General features: G+C 51.5%; 12 protein-coding genes and 1 other annotated feature. Of the genes, 10 read left to right on the plus strand and 2 right to left on the minus strand.

From position 1 onward, the window contains the following. Positions 1-20 precede the first annotated feature (20 nt). Both hemL and NZD86_RS10955 read left to right on the plus strand, forming a co-directional pair. Complete coding sequence (gene hemL / locus NZD86_RS10950; protein WP_268046571.1) at positions 21-1,316, plus strand: glutamate-1-semialdehyde 2,1-aminomutase; 1,296 nt, start codon at positions 21-23, stop codon at positions 1,314-1,316. 211 nt (positions 1,317-1,527) lie between these two features. Next, complete coding sequence (locus tag NZD86_RS10955) at positions 1,528-3,207, plus strand: hypothetical protein (RefSeq protein ID WP_268046573.1); 1,680 nt, start codon at positions 1,528-1,530, stop codon at positions 3,205-3,207. A gap of 246 nt (positions 3,208-3,453) precedes the next feature. Here NZD86_RS10955 and NZD86_RS10960 read toward each other — a convergent pair whose 3' ends face one another. Continuing rightward, positions 3,454-3,615, minus strand: a complete 162-nt coding sequence (locus tag NZD86_RS10960; protein WP_268047027.1) for a hypothetical protein — start codon at positions 3,613-3,615, stop codon at positions 3,454-3,456. Positions 3,616-3,863: 248 nt separating this feature from the next. Between NZD86_RS10960 and NZD86_RS10965 the strand changes: the two genes are divergently transcribed. From NZD86_RS10965 to murC, 4 genes are all read left to right on the plus strand, one after another. Then, positions 3,864-4,376 carry a hypothetical protein gene (locus tag NZD86_RS10965; RefSeq protein ID WP_268046575.1) on the plus strand — a complete coding sequence of 171 codons (513 nt, stop codon included), beginning with the start codon at positions 3,864-3,866 and terminating at the stop codon, positions 4,374-4,376. Between the two features lie 91 nt (positions 4,377-4,467). Continuing rightward, positions 4,468-4,680 (plus strand) — a binding site (T-box leader). Positions 4,681-4,715: 35 nt separating this feature from the next. Further along, positions 4,716-7,376 (plus strand): valine--tRNA ligase, encoded by a 2,661-nt coding sequence (locus tag NZD86_RS10970; RefSeq protein ID WP_268046576.1) that lies wholly within the window; start codon positions 4,716-4,718, stop codon positions 7,374-7,376. Between the two features lie 20 nt (positions 7,377-7,396). Continuing rightward, positions 7,397-8,710 carry a bifunctional folylpolyglutamate synthase/dihydrofolate synthase gene (locus tag NZD86_RS10975; protein WP_268046577.1) on the plus strand — a complete coding sequence of 438 codons (1,314 nt, stop codon included), beginning with the start codon at positions 7,397-7,399 and terminating at the stop codon, positions 8,708-8,710. Positions 8,711-8,724: 14 nt separating this feature from the next. Then, a complete protein-coding gene (murC, locus tag NZD86_RS10980) occupies positions 8,725-10,116 on the plus strand; it encodes a UDP-N-acetylmuramate--L-alanine ligase (protein WP_268046578.1) in 1,392 nt (463 codons plus the stop codon). 70 nt (positions 10,117-10,186) lie between these two features. Here murC and NZD86_RS10985 read toward each other — a convergent pair whose 3' ends face one another. Then, positions 10,187-10,384 (minus strand): hypothetical protein, encoded by a 198-nt coding sequence (locus NZD86_RS10985; RefSeq protein WP_268046579.1) that lies wholly within the window; start codon positions 10,382-10,384, stop codon positions 10,187-10,189. 216 nt (positions 10,385-10,600) lie between these two features. On the opposite strand from NZD86_RS10985, the gene NZD86_RS10990 reads away from it, so the two are divergent. The 4 genes from NZD86_RS10990 (at position 10,601) to NZD86_RS11005 (ending at position 15,873) form a co-directional block, all read left to right on the plus strand. Continuing rightward, a complete protein-coding gene (locus NZD86_RS10990; protein ID WP_268046580.1) occupies positions 10,601-11,371 on the plus strand; it encodes a prepilin peptidase in 771 nt (256 codons plus the stop codon). Between the two features lie 261 nt (positions 11,372-11,632). Beyond that, a complete protein-coding gene (locus tag NZD86_RS10995) occupies positions 11,633-12,619 on the plus strand; it encodes a resuscitation-promoting factor (protein WP_268046581.1) in 987 nt (328 codons plus the stop codon). A 237-nt stretch (positions 12,620-12,856) separates the two neighbouring features. Beyond that, positions 12,857-14,683, plus strand: a complete 1,827-nt coding sequence (locus NZD86_RS11000; protein ID WP_268046582.1) for an alkaline phosphatase family protein — start codon at positions 12,857-12,859, stop codon at positions 14,681-14,683. A 158-nt stretch (positions 14,684-14,841) separates the two neighbouring features. After that, positions 14,842-15,873, plus strand: coding sequence for a type IV pilus twitching motility protein PilT (locus tag NZD86_RS11005; protein WP_268046583.1), 1,032 nt, complete (start codon positions 14,842-14,844; stop codon positions 15,871-15,873). Positions 15,874-15,892: the final 19 nt, after the last annotated feature.

A 15,892-nucleotide genomic window follows, 5' to 3' on the forward strand; every position in this document is an offset into this window, starting at 1 on the left:
CACATGGGGAGTGTATAAGGATGGCAGGACCGAAATCAACGGCGGCCTTTGAACGCGCAAAGCGCGTGTTGCCAGGTGGTGTGAACAGCCCTGTTCGGGCGTTCAAATCTGTTCACGGGACACCTTACTTTGCCGATCACGGCGAGGGCGCGTACATCTACGACATCGACGGCAATCGATATGTGGATTATCTCATGTCTTGGGGACCTTTGATTTGGGGACACGCTCATCCGAAAATCGTCAAAGCGGTTCAGGATGCTGCAAGTCGCGGGACAAGCTTTGGGGTTCCTACTGAACTGGAAACGGTCATCGCGGAGAAAATTATTTCTCTCATGCAATCACTAGAAGTCGTCCGCATGGTCAACAGCGGCACGGAAGCGACGATGAGTGCCGTTCGCGTCGCTCGCGCGGCGACCAATCGGTCACTCATCGTTAAATTCATCGGATGTTACCATGGTCACGCTGATTACTTCTTGGTGAAAGCGGGATCGGAAGTAGCGTCCCTAGGCCTGCCGGATAGTCCTGGAGTCCCGAGAGAAGTTGCGGAACGGACACTCGCCGTGCCGTACAACGATATCGATGTTTTACGGGATTTGTTCCTCGAGCGGGGTGAGGAGATTGCCGCAGTCATCATTGAACCGGTAGCTGGGAACATGGGCTGCGTCTTACCGAAGCCCGGGTATCTTCAAGCTGTTCGGGAATTGACTAGATCGTTTGGTTCGCTTCTCATTTTCGACGAAGTCATCACTGGATTTCGCGTCGGACTGGGTGGTGCACAGCGGCGCTTTGACATCGATCCGGATTTGACCACATTTGGCAAAGTGATTGGCGCTGGTCTACCTGTTGGCGCGTACGGCGGACGTCGAGATTTGATGGAGATGGTAGCCCCAAGCGGGCCAGTGTACCAGGGCGGTACGCTGTCTGGCAATCCACTGGCGATGTCGGCAGGTCTCGTATCGTTACAGATGCTTGAAGAGGCCGCGAAAGACGGCCTTTACGAACGCATGCAATCTTACGGTGAGCAAGTTGTTTCATCGTTTTTGGCTCTCGGGAAGGAACGGGGAATTCCTGTCTATGGCCATGCCATCGGAGGAATGTTCGGTCTATTCTTCCATGACGGCCCAGTCTATGATTTTGATAGTGTATCCAAGAGTGATGCGTCGAAATACGAACAGTTTTTCCATGCGATGCTGGGCGAGGGTGTCACGTTTGCTCCATCCCAAATGGAAACGGCCTTCGTATCTGCCGTCCATACGGACCGTGAACTGGACCTCACGAGAAGCGCGATGGAAAAGGCGTTTAACACGATTCGGTAACCGTTTCCCGATAGGAAACTCGGACAACCTCTACAAGATCCAATGGAGCCATACATCAAGTCGCTATAGACTGCAGATGTATGGCTTTTTGCGTCCCTGAAGGGCGATTCGCGAGGTACGACTGTAGACGTTGAATCTGTCAATTCGACATATGTGGTCAACTGTGTACATACATTGGTTGTGGAATCTTGCCGCGCAAGGAGGGACTTACATGGCCGAACAAGGTCGAGATCCACTCATTCGTTTGCAGATTGACCAAGAGGTCTTCATGGAAGCAGCGCATATCGGTGTTTCTGTTGAAGATGCGACGGTTGCAACGGAGGTGGTCTCGTTTCAGCGTGATGGTGAAGTGTATGAATTAGAAGGCGCTATTGTGTTCGCGGGCTATATACGAAATAAACAGAATCAATCGCAAAGCGAAGAGACCTCGTTTTCTGTTGGTTTGGAGGAACAAGATGGTTCAGTGACGCACGTGCATCATCGGTTGCCATTTGCTCTTCGCGTGCCCGTCGCAGCCCAACCCAGTGGTGTGGTCAACGTGAAGAGTCGTCTATCTTCGTGGGCTTTGGACGTTGCGAGCGACAACTGGCTGACTGTGAAAGGGATGTTGGAAGTCCACGGGTTGTTCGGCGACGAGGGATATCATTTTCGTTGCGGAGCGCAAGAGGGCGGAAACGCACTGTTTGCGGAACAGTTCGTTGTGAATGAAGAACCGACCGTAGACGTCAGTGCGGAAGCGGACGAAACGGTCAGTGAAGCCGCTAGTAAAGCAGTCAGTGAAGCAGTCAGTGAGACAGACAGTGAAGCAGTGACTGATGAAGTTCCACAACGGAACGAGGCATTTGCAGCGCAGCAGGTCGATGAAGTGTCTGATGAAGTGTCTGATGAAGTGTCTGATGAAGTGTCTGATGAAGTGTCTGATGAAGTGTCTGATGAAGTGTCTGATGAAGTGTCTAGTGACGGACAAAACCTTGAAGAGTCCCCCGAGCAGTCTATTCCTGATCACCATGTGGAGATAAGTGCTTCGCCCGAAGATGCCGTGATCGAGGCAGTTCACGACAACAGCGATGCACAGCCGGCCGGGGAGCCAGAGCTTGAGCTTGTGGGCGCCACCGACCTTTGGCGGCATACGGAAGAGTCAGAAGACAAGAGCGGCAGTGACGGTTCGAATGAAGAAATGGACAGCGGTGCAGGAACGGATGCTGAAGCGCGCACGGCTGACAATTCTCATATCGAGAGGGTGAGTGAGGCACGAGGGGGACATGGCTGGGCTGAAGCGGAGAACAACCGAACTGAAGAGCAGGCAAAGGCATCCTTGGGCAAGAAAGAGGAGACGGTTCGGAACGAACTGGCAAATTTGGACCGGTTCTTCGTTCAATCTAAAGTTGACGAAGAGAAAGCTCCAGAACCAGCGGTTGCCGAACAGACACCGGTTGCCGCGTTCGAGTTTGAGCACCAATTAGACGAGGAGACTCCGCTCGAGGCATCTCACCGTGAAGTTGCGGATGAAGCCGACCTCCGCGGCGACGAGTCGTTGGCCCCGAAGTTTACCATTTCCGGAGCTGTCGCAATGGATGACAACGAGATCGCTGAATTTCAAGAGGAACAGTCCGAGGACGATGATGACGCACAGGAACGGCATGAATTGGTTTCGCCGGTCACTCAGAGTAACTTGTGGTCATTTGTCGACTTTAATGCGCCAGAGCGGTACTGCACCCTGCGCTATGCTATTGTGGCCGAGGAAGAGACGATCGAGGCTGTGGCAGACAGGTGTGGGTGTTTGTCGTCGGAACTCCTGCGGGTAAATCCATGGTTGCAGGGGCAAGTTGCTCCAGGGCAAGCGCTGCTCATTCCAAATACCCCTTTTTCCCTTCCGCGAACATCGGCATGAATTGTTCGGTTTAGAGCTGGTAGGGAATCTTCAACCAATGTGATCTTACACCGAGTCAGGTATCAGGGCCGCGAACACACCAATTCGTCGGCCCTGATTGCGTCTATGTCAGTAGATTACGTTAGTAAATAGATGGGGCAATGAGAAGCATTTGTTCGAGGCGGCAGAGCCAACATGGGGATGGTTACGCGCCTGGGCAAACAAGCAGACGTACAGCGCTGGAGCGAGTAAAGCTGTGCGTTCGCCCTACGGCCCGCCAATAAACATGGCGACGAAGACGATGAATAACATCATGAGAATGAGTAAATCCAGAGCGCTCGGCCACAATATCGCCCGAAGAAATAAGAGGAATATAGCCCCAGCCAGGAACAGCTTCACAAACCGAAGTAAAGCATAGAAAAAGCCCACCATGCGCACCTCCTTACTGCAACTGAGCGATTTTCGCCTAGCCACAGTGATGGTCGGCCCAGGTGAGCTTGGGCTGCGCCCGAAGTCTCCCTTGCCGATGATACAAACCCGTATCTGTACATGTATATGCCACTAGACCCGCTGGGTATTTGTCCTGTGAATGGTTCTTTTGATTTGTTAAGATAAGAAATGTGATTTAGCGTAATGGACAGGCTGCTCACGCCAAAGGGACGTTTGGAGGAAGACAATTGAACAATCAAGTTTCCGCAGGAGGAAAAGGTATTTGGAACGGCTGGTACTGGCGCTTTGTGGGGAGCGTCGTCGTCGTCGTCGCAATTTTGGAGATTGTGGCCTTTTATGTGACGAAGGGTGGATATCCTTTGATTTCGACTGGTGAATTAGGGATGTTCATGTCCGCCATTCTCATTGTTCAACGAGCAAAACAGCGGCGTACCGCAAACACCCTCTTGGCCGTTCTCTTACTACTGGTTATTAACCTCGTCCTTCAGCTGACGATAGGGTATGCGTACACGAAGCATATGGGCTGGGGCGGATTTATCCAACAGAACCTTATCATTGGGGCCATCGGGGTGCTTTTCTCCGTTGTCTATGCGCGCACGACAGCTTGGTCGGATAAAAAGCGTAAAGATGCAGAGGCAAAGCGCCGGGAAACTCAGGCAGCAAAGGGAAATGCAGAAGAGCAACCGCAGACGCGCGTGCACCGGGTGAAGAAAAAGCGGGGGCGCGGCAAACGGGCTTAAAAAATGTGTTCGAAAAAGTTTCACAGGCTCCTTCATACCTTGACAAGAAGATAAAGGATTTCGTACTATACTGAACATCGAACACTTAAATTGAACGGCTTTGACAGGAAAGAGTAAGACGATCGCGATGGTTCAGAGAGGGAACGCTAGGCTGTGACATTCCCCCGTCGCACGTCTGAACGTCGTCCTTGAGCTGATAATCCGGGTCATTCCGTTATCGATGTCGAGTGTCTCTTCACGTGTGCACATAAGTGCGGCGTGAAGTAGAAATTCAGGTGGTAACGCGGAGCTTTCCGTCCTGAGGACGGAGGGCTTTTTTTATTTTTAGGAGGAGTCTCTATGACAGAGGGTAATGAACACACACTGTCAACCGTCTACGATCCGCGTCAGGTAGAGAAACGGATCTATGAACGTTGGGAGAGCAGTGGCTACTTTAAAGCCGGTGTCCATCCGGACCGTCCACCGTTCTCGGTTGTCATGCCGCCGCCGAACGTCACGGGTGTCCTTCACCTCGGCCACGCACTTGACAATACACTGCAGGACATCGTCATCCGCTACAAACGCCTACATGGATTTGATGCACTGTGGGTACCTGGTACTGATCACGCCGGTATCGCCACCCAGGCACGCGTTGAAAAGTCCATTCGCGAGAGTGAGGGGAAGTCGCGACACGATCTCGGCCGGGACGCGTTTGTCGAACGCGTCTGGGACTGGAAAGCGCAGTACGGAAGTGCCATCACCCGTCAGATTCGCGCACTCGGGTCATCGTGTGATTGGTCGCGCGAGCGCTTCACTATGGACCCCGGCCTTTCTGAAGCTGTCCGCGAAGTGTTCGTGCGTCTCTACGACAAAGGACTGATTTACCGCGGCAACCGCATCATCAACTGGTGCCCGCGCTGTGCCACCGCCCTGTCGGACATCGAGGTCGAACACAAGGATGTCCAAGGTTCTCTCTACCACATACGCTATCCACTGACGGACGGCACTGGTGAGGTTGTCATCGCCACGACGCGGCCGGAGACCATGTTTGCCGATGTCGCTGTAGCCGTTCATCCGGACGACGAACGTTACCAAGCGATGGTTGGGAAGACGGTGCGCTTGCCCCTGACGGATCGAGAAATTCCTGTCATTGCTGACAGTTATGTAGACAAAGGGTACGGTACAGGCTGTCTCAAGATCACACCTGCGCACGATCCCAACGACTTTGAGGTAGGTGAACGGCACGGTCTGGAGAAGTTGCAGTGCATTGACGCAGACGGGCGATTGAACGCGCTTGCCGGGTCATTCCAGGGTCTATCGCGTGAAGAAGGGCGTGCAGAGGTCGTCAAGGCACTGGCAGCGGGGAATCATCTCGTCAAGGAGGAGCAAATCGATCACGCCGTTGGCCACTGCAGCCGCTGTGATACGGTCGTTGAGCCGTTCTTGTCCGATCAATGGTTTGTGCAAATGGACGCACTCGCCAAACCAGCGCTTGAGATGGTTAGGCGGGGGGAACTGAATTTCGTTCCTGCGCGATTTACCAAAGTGTTCGTCGGTTGGTTGGAGAATGTTCGAGACTGGTGTATTTCGCGCCAACTCTGGTGGGGACACCGGATTCCTGCTTGGTACTGTGACGACTGTGGACAAACGAGTGTGTCGAAGACGGATATAAACGTGTGTTCACACTGTGGTTCGTCGGCCATTCATCAGGATGAAGATGTGCTCGACACCTGGTTCTCCTCCGCTCTGTGGCCGTTTTCAACGCTCGAGTGGCCGAATGTCGACGCGGCTGATTTCAAACGGTACTACCCGACAAGCACACTCGTCACTGGCTACGACATTCTTTTCTTCTGGGTCGCCCGCATGGTCTTTATGGGTGTGGAGTTCACTGGCAAAACGCCGTTCGAGACTGTCGTCCTGCACGGATTGGTCCGCGATGCTGAGGGCCAAAAGATGTCTAAGAGCAAGGGCAATGGGATCGATCCCATTGAGGTCATTGAACAGTACGGCGCTGACTCCCTGCGGTTTATGCTCGCCACGTCTACATCTCCTGGAAATGACCAGAGGTTCACGTGGGATAAAATTGAAGGGGCTCGCAATTTTATCAACAAGATCTGGAACGCTTCTCGGTTTGTTCTGATGAACTTGCCGGATGGCTTTACACCAGTTGATTTGCCCAGTGCCTCCTTGGATGTCGCCGACGAGTGGATTCTCCACAGATTGTCCGAGACCGTAACGGCGGTCACGCATCACCTGGACCAGTACGACTTCGGCGAAGCTGCTCGGGCCATGTATGATTTTGCCTGGGACGATTTTTGCGATTGGTATATTGAGTTCTCCAAACTGGCGTTGTACGGCGAGGATGAAGCGAGGAAGGCAGTTGCGCAAACTGTCCTTCACAAAGTTTTGACATCGCTTTTGACGCTTCTTCATCCGTATATTCCGTTTGTCACGGAGGAGATCTGGCAAGCGCTGCCGAAGACCTCGGAAGCCCTCATTATTGCGGAGTGGCCGCATGCAGAGGAAGCGGTGAGCAATGAAAGTGCTGCTTCGCAAATGAATTTCGTCATGGAGGCGATTCGCGCCGTCCGCAACGTACGGGCTGAGCTTCAAGTACCGCCCAGCAAACAGGTGTCCATGCAGATTAGTTGTGACAGCGAGACATCCGCGCGGCTGTTCGAAGAAGTGCGCCATTATCTTGCTCGGTTCTGTAACAGCAATGACATTCAGATCGCCGTTGGCGGCGAGGCGCCGGAAAAATCTATTACGCAAATCGTGTCGGGTGCGCGCATTCACATTCCACAAGCAGGCCTTATCGATCTCGATGCGGAAGTCGCTCGCCTTCGCAAGGAGGAGACGCGCCTCGTCAGTGAGGTAGAACGCATTGAGAAAAAGCTTAACAACCAAGGATTTGTTGCCAAAGCACCTGCTGACGTCGTTGAGAAGGAACGCGCAAAAATGGAAGACTATCAGCAGAAACTGACTGCGGTCCGCGAACGAATTTCGGATTTGGCGGAATAAACAACATAGAGGTGCAGAACGTGGATATAGAAGAGGCAAACGAGTGGATTGGTTCCTTGCGGCGATTTGGAATCAAACCTGGTCTCGAACGCGTCTTACAGGTCTTAGAACGACTATCCAACCCGCAAGACGGGCTTGTGTTCTATCACGTTGCTGGAACGAACGGAAAAGGTTCCGTTTGTGCAATGTTAACGCGGATTTTGCAGGCATGTGGAACCCGGGTGGGCGTGTATACGTCTCCCGGGTTATCCGGTTTTAATGGACGTATGGTGATTGATAATGAGCCGATCTCCGATATCGATTTCGCTAAATATGCCGTTCTGGTAAAAGATGCACAAAATGATTTGGTGATGACGGATCCATTGACGGAATTTGAAGTCCTCACTATTATGGCATTGCTGTACTTTCGGGACGCAAAGGTGGATACTGTCGTTTGGGAGACCGGTCTTGGTGGACGTTTCGACGCTACCAACGTCGTCCGCCCTAGCGTCACCGCCATTACGAATGTGTCTTACGATCACGTCGAAATTTTAGGTCCACGATTGACGGATATTGCGTTTGACAAAGCCGGGATCGTGAAACCGGGTATACCGATAGTGACAGCAGCGGACGGTGAAGCGTACCGTATCATAGAGCAAGTTGCAACCGAGGTGAGTGCACCAGTCATTCGGGTTGGCCGGGATGTGTCTATGGTCGCGACCGGTTCGGACCATTTCATGCAACATGGTGCCTACCGTGGTTTATACAGGGATGCCGGTCATGTCCTGGTGTCGCTTTATGGGCAGCATCAGTTGAAGAATGCGGCAGTAGCATTGGCCATGTTTGAGACACAGCATCCGCACTTGGATGTATCGTCCTGGCGTAAGGCGGTGGATGCTTTAGCTTCCGTTGTATGGCCGATGCGCTTTGAAGTGTTGGAAGGTGAGAATGGTCCAATTGTGATCGATGGTGCTCACAATCCAGATGCTGCCGCGAAACTCGCAATGGCATTGGATGATTTTGCTAGTCTTCATAGCAGTCCAAGAAACTGGCGCATGCTCATCGGGGTGCTTGGTGATAAAGATGTTCGCCCGATGCTGCAGATCATGCTGCCGCGTGCGGACGAAGTCATTGTGTGCCGCCCGAATCATATACGGGGCGGCGATCCTGAGACCGTCGGTCAGATGGTCCGCGAACTTTCTCCAGACCTGCCTGTAACGGTGATTTCGGATGTGGAGGAAGCAACACGTGAGGCGACGAAAAATGCACGTGCATTGGTTATCTGGGGATCATTGTATATGGTGGAAGACGCGAGGAAAGCTATCTCTAAATTGGGATTGAACTACAGAATATGAGGACGGTGAGGCGCGTGCGCGGTTCGGAACACGTGCATTTTGTTGGCATTGGTGGGTATGGAATGAGTGCCATTGCTCGCGTCATGCTGGATTTAGGTTACGAGGTATCCGGTTCAGACGTATCTCGACAAGAACTAACGGAGCGTCTCGTCGCTCGTGGGGCACGAATTTATTACGGTCATGACAAAGGTCAAGTCGCTGGAGCCGATATCGTTGTTCACAGCACGGCAGTGAATGCGGACAACGTTGAGCTGGTTGAAGCGAAGGCGAAAAATATCCCCGTGATTCACCGCAGCGAAATGTTGGCTCGGTTAATGGTGGATCGCTTGGGCGTCGCTGTCACGGGAGCGCATGGTAAGACGACGACAACATCAATGATTGCATATATGATGGAGCGCAATAATCTAGATCCTACCTTCGTCATCGGTGGCGTTGTTTCAAACATCGGGGATAATGCGAAAGCTGGCGCTGGTCGCTTTGTAGTAGCAGAGGCGGATGAGTCGGACGGGTCGTTTTTACACTATCATCCGGCTATCGCAGTGGTAACAAACGTTGAGGCAGACCATCTAGAGCACTACGATGGTCAGTTCGAAAATCTGAAGAATGCCTACCGGACGTTCATCAGTCAAATACCTGAAGATGGGTTGGCAGTTTTATCTGCGGATGACGAGCATCTTAGAGAATTGAAATCACAAGCTAAGTCCCGGGTTATCACATATGGATTCAGCCCAGATGCGGATATCCAAGCTCGTAACATACAGCTTCTGGATCGGACCAGTTCGTCTGACGTATATATGAACGGTGAATTTGCTGGCAGGCTGATTCTTTCATTACCTGGCGAACACAATGTTCACAATGCATTAGCAGCGTATGCAGTCGGTCGCGAAGCTGGTCTGACGTTTGCCCAAATTGCCATGGCTTTGACGGAGTTTCATGGGGCGAAGCGGAGATTTCAGGTCATTTCAGAGGCGAGTGATGTGCTCGTTATCGACGACTATGCACACCATCCCACGGAAATCAGTGCAACAATTGCCGCGGCAAAGGCAACGGGCCGCCGAATTGTGGCCGTTTTTCAGCCGCAGCGCTATACAAGAACCTATTTCTTGTTCGACGCCTTCGCGCGTTCCTTCTCCCAAGCGGATGAAGTCATTATTTCAGACATTTACTCCCCAGCTGGGGAAAAGCAGATCGAAGGTGTGACGGCTGAACGCTTAGCGAACGAGATCGGTGTTCAAAGTAATTCCAACACGAGATATATGGCTACAAAGGATGAAATCGTAGAGTATTTACAGAGAACGGTTCGCCCTGGTGACCTGGTACTGACCATGGGGGCAGGGGATATATGGAAAGTTGCGGTGCGTCTCGGGGATGACCTGGAGCGCGGCGCGCGTAAAGCTCTAGTGTAAAACTGAACGAATGATCATCACTGGATACGAAAAGGTCCGCTCCAACCATGGAGCGGACCTTTGTCTCAACTTAACGATTTGATCGGTGTGAATTTCGTCGTTGTCTCTGGCTAAGTGAAGCAACAGCTCTCGCGTACAGGTAGTATGCGGCAGCCACAACCAGGGCGAGAAATGCAATTTTAATGAAGAACGCAATAAACGCTGATAGAACGAATAACAGCACGATAAAGAGGATCGCGCTGACCAAAAACGAAGGTCGGCGGTACATACCAACACTCCTTTAAAGGTAGTCCGAACAAATCGTCAGAACGCGAATCTTATCTGTGAACGCTTCCCCATAGGGGATACAGACGGACACATCATTTCGATGTCATAAGCTTGTCCTACAATTCAATTATATCACACTTAGAAAACCAGAGACGAATGTTGAAGGATCGTGCCAAGTGGTGTCGAATCAACGCAGGGACTTAGAAGAGGTGATGTGATGTCCTCGAGCTTACACTTGATGATATCCCTGTATTTATTTGTTGTCGGTCTCGTATTTGGGTCATTTGCAACGCTCGTGGGCGATCGCGTTGTGCGGAGTGAGTCCATCGTTCATCCAGGGTCTCACTGTACGAATTGTGGTCGTAAACTGAGGGGCCATGAACTGATTCCAGTCATTTCATGGTTGGTTTTACGAGGTCGTTGCGCAACGTGCAAACACGACATTTCAGTTCGCTACCCAGCCCAAGAATTGACGCTTGCAATCGCCGTCGTCTTGAGCTTCTGGCAGGAACCGTCGATATTTACCGCAATCGTGTCTTGTTTTCTCTGGTTTGTATTTGTCATTGCCATGAGCACGGATTTCACGGCACTCATTGTCCCGAATTGGCTGACGTACTCGAGTGCCTTTGTCATATACGTCGCAATGATTTTGGTATGCCATAGTGTATGGAAGCCTTTAGTTGGCATGTTTGTTGGTTTTATGATGATTTTTCTTGTCCATATTTTATCGAAAGGCAAGATGGGCCTCGGGGATGCGAAGTTGTATCTCTCTATCGGTGCCTTTCTAGGGCCGGCTCTCACCGTAGAATCGTTTGTCGTCGCTGCTTTTATCGGAACGAGTGTCGGAGGTACTTTGCGGTTTACGAAGCGTCTACCAGCAAATCATTACATCCCGTTTGTTCCATTCATTGTTGCTTCTGTAGGACTCACGCAGTTTATCCTGAATGGGGTACCCGCGTGGTATGAGCACGTTGTACTGGGCTTATAAGATGCCATTGACGATGGCTGGTGCCCTATTTTGGCGCTACTTTTGACGAACGTTGTCAGAAAGTCGATCCGAATTCCAGTCCATCGCCGACATGTTTCAGCAACAACTGTCATAGGGTCTGTTATACACTATCTCCAATCAACGAGAACAGATGGCTGACAAAAGTTGTCTTGCATTTGTTTTAGGGGATGGATATACTAGCCACAGCCTTACCCCTATCAGCCTTCTTTCTCTAGTAGGTAGTTAGGAAGAGGTGATGGAGTGCGTCTACCAAAGTCGACCGCCGTCTACGCAACAGCGGCAGCAACGTTTACTCTGTTGGGGGGCGCGGCTACCACTTACGGTGCCACGTTCAAGACGGTGACGGTTCAAGACAGCGGGCAACGCAGGACGTTGTGTGGATTTAGCACAGGCACGGTTGGACAGTTTCTCAAGCGTTACGGTATTCAAGTAAAGTCTCGAGATCATGTCAGTCCGTCCATTGACAGCCCTGTGCAGAACCACATGGTCGTGAACATCGAACATCCAAAGGCAATCACGATAAACGACAATGGAAAACTCGAGACAGTGTCGACGTTCGACAACTCGGTCGGGGAACTCTTGAAAGATCAAGGGATCTCCCTCACAAGTTCCGATCACGTCAGTGTTCCAAACAGTTCGTCGCTGTCGGATGGAGAGGTAATCTCCATTCACAGTACAACAGAGAAAGTGTCTACGAAGACGCAGGATATACCATTTCAGACCATACGTCGCCGGTCAGCGCAATTGCTTTCTGGACATGAAAAAGTGGTGGCGCACGGTGTGAAAGGGTCGCTTCAACTACAGACAACAAGCGTGTATCGGGACGGACACAAAATATCCGAGACTGTGACAAAAAAGGTTGTTCATCAACCTGTGAATCAAATTGTGGAAGTTGGAACAGCCACCGCTGTGCATCACTACACGTTAGCGAGTCGTAGTGGTTCACCAGGCAGTGGAATGGTCCAGTCATCCATGACGGTGTTAGCAACGGCGTACGCTGCCGGGGGTGTAACTGCCACGGGTCGGCCTGCACAGCCTGGGGTGATTGCTGTAGACCCGAACGTCATTCCCCTTGGAAGCAAAGTTTATATTCCAGGGCTGGGCACCTACACAGCTGCCGACACGGGTGGAGCCATTGTCGGCCATCACATTGACATCTGTATGGGTTCTGCATCAGCGGCAAGCCAGTGGGGCGAACGTACGGTTACGGTTTACATCGTGAAGTAGATTCGGAAACATTATCGGAGGACGATAGGGTAAAAGGGCTTGTGGCGCGGAACCGAAAGGTTTCGCGCTTCTTTTTTTCACCGCGTGTATATAAGGATACCACGGTTTTTCCGTTGGAGAACATTAAAATCTTGTGAAAGTCCATTTTCATCAAATTTACATTTTATTCATGTATCCTCAACAAATCTATGTTAGTTTCATCTCGAAATAGTACATAGACTTAGGAGGCTTGTCACGATGCGTAAATTGGTCAAATCAGCGACCCTTTCAGCCTCGTCTGCGGTGTTGCTCGCACTGTCGGCGGGACCTGTGGCGTCTGCCGCAACAGCCGCTTCCGAGCCAACCACCACGACACCGATTCAGCATGTCGTCGTCATTTTCGATGAAAACATTTCGTTTGATCACTATTTTGGCACTTATCCCAATGCAACGAATCCGGACGGAGAGGCACCGTTTTACCCAGCGCCAAATACGCCTTCTGTCAACGGATTAACGGGTTCGCTGTTGACGAACAATCCCAACGGGACCAACCCACAGCGCTTAGATCCATCGCAGCCCATTACACAGAGTAACGATCACGGCTATACCGCGGAACAAACAGCGGCTGATAACGGAAAGATGGACAACTTTATCAAAGGTACAGGTCGTGGCAACAGTGTTGTCCTAAATTATTATGATGGCAACACGGTCACTGGAATTTGGAACTATGCCCAACATTACGCGTTGAACGACAACTCCTTTGGGACGAACTATGGGCCTTCGTCGGTTGGGGCTGTCAACCTCATATCTGGTCAGACTGCTGGGGCTACCGTTTACGCAGACAATGTGACGAAGAGCCAAACCGTACTGAAGCCCGGGGATACAAATTTCCCTACGAGCAGCGTTAGTGCAAACGGTACGTTGGTCGGTGACCAAGATCCGTACTATGATAACTTTTCAAAAGGTCCTACAGTTGCTATGAGTGGGAAAAATGTCGGTGACTTGTTAAACGCGAAGAATGTAACGTGGGGTTGGTTTGAAGGTGGATTCGCCAACACCTCTACAAAAAGCAACAACGTAGGAGGCAGCGCTTCCACAGACTACAGTGCGCACCATGAGCCGTTCCAGTATTACAAGTCCACGGCAAATCCGAACCACCTGCCGCCAACGAGTACGGCGATGATCGGCAAGGCGGATCAAGCCAACCATCAATACGACATCACAGATTTCTGGAAGGCTGCAGATGCCGGGAATATGCCGGCTGTAAGTTTTCTCAAGGCACCTGAGTACGAGGACGGACATGCTAGTTACTCCGATCCGACGGATGAACAAAAGTGGATTGTCGATACAATCAACCATATTCAAAGCTTACCGGACTGGCAGAATACGGCCATCATCGTCTCATACGATGACTCAGACGGGTGGTATGACCATGTATTGGGACCACTCGTAAACGGTTCAAATGATCCCAACTACGACACGCTCGCTGGCAAAGGTGATGCGGGCAAGCCTGTCCTCGGCACATACGAGGATCGCGCAGGCTATGGTCCCCGCTTACCGCTTCTCGTCATCTCTCCGTATGCAAAGCGGAACTACGTGGACAACACACTCACCGACCAGACTTCTATCCTGCGCTTTATTGAAGATAACTGGGATTTAGGCCGGATCGGTGATGGATCGTTCGATGCAATCGCAGGTTCACTAAACAACATGTTTGACTTCACGGACGGACCGCAGAACGGCAAGCTGATGTTGGACTCGTCGACGGGTGAACCCGTATCACCGGATGTTGCACCTTACAGTGCTAACGGGTTTACGTATATGAGCATGTCCAACTTGGCACAAAACCTAGACGTGAGTTTCTCGCAAGACAAGCATGATGTGTGGTTCGATTATAATGGCAGTCACGTGGTCATTCCGATGCATGGTAATCACGCCACCGTCGATGGTCAATCGGTGGAACTCGGCGCACCACTTCAAACGGTCAAGGGAGCACTTACGGTTCCTATTGACAATCTCGCAGTAGTACTTGGTGTTAAGGTTGTCAACTACAAGAATTCCGTCCTGTTTGACGCGGGCAACTAATCTGTTCAAGTTCGTGAAACTGAATGAGCAGGCTGACCGAGGAGGTATACACTCTTCGGTCAGCCTGTTTTCTTGTCGGAAGAGGTCGATGGATCAAGGAGGAGTATGATGGACGTATCGCGAATCATTCGCCTGTTATGACACGGGAGGGTTAGCGGATGATGCAAATACAGTGTTTACTAGAAACGGCGATTGACATGAAGGCGAGTGATCTCCATCTGGGCGTTGACCATCAGCCCATGTACCGTGTCCATGGGAAACTGTTGCCAAAAGGGGATATTGCCACAGCTGACGCTATGAGGGAGTGGACACATAGCCTACTGGGGCGAGAGCAGTTAGAGACCCTAAACCGAGTGGGAGAAGTGGACTTTGCATATACGGACGCGTGTGGAAACCGATTTCGCGTCAACGCTTTTCACCAACAGGGGAATGAGGCGTTGGCCATTCGGGTGGTGGCCGATACGATTCCGAGTTTTGAGTCCTTGGGGCTGCCGGGTGCGCTCATCCAACTGTTGGAACAGCCGCATGGGCTAATCTTAGTGACTGGACCGACGGGAAGCGGTAAGACGACCACCCTCACGACCCTTATTGACCATATTAATTCCACGCAAGCAAAACACGTTATCACACTAGAGGATCCCATTGAGTACGTCCATCGTCATCGCCAATCCATGATTCATCAACGGCAAATTGGCATCGACACGAGCGGGTTTGCACCAGCGCTGCGAGCGGCTCTCCGACAAGATCCGGATGTCATTTTGGTGGGGGAGTTACGGGATCTTGAGACCGTTCGAACAGCCGTGACGGCATCGGAGACTGGACATCTCGTCCTGTCCACGCTGCACACGGGGGACGCCGTTCAGACCATTGATAGATTGATTGATTTGTTTCCGCCAGATCAACAACCTCAAATTCGTTCCCAGCTCTCAACCATTCTGTTAGGTGTCGTCTCTCAGCGACTCGTACCGCATGCGCAAGGCCAAGGCCGAGTAGTCATCGCGGAATTACTACTGAATAACCCTGCAGTTGGAAACCTCATTCGAACACAAAAAACGCACCAATTGCGCTTGGTCATGCAAACCTCTCGCCAAATTGGAATGCAGACGTTTGCTATGGCGGCACGTGATCGGTTAACTCGCGGTGAAATATCGCAGTCTGTCGCACAGCCATTTCTTGATTTGATGGCATAGAATCTATCTCCCTCCCATA

The organism is Alicyclobacillus dauci (assembly GCF_026651605.1).
GTDB lineage: Bacteria > Bacillota > Bacilli > Alicyclobacillales > Alicyclobacillaceae > Alicyclobacillus > Alicyclobacillus dauci.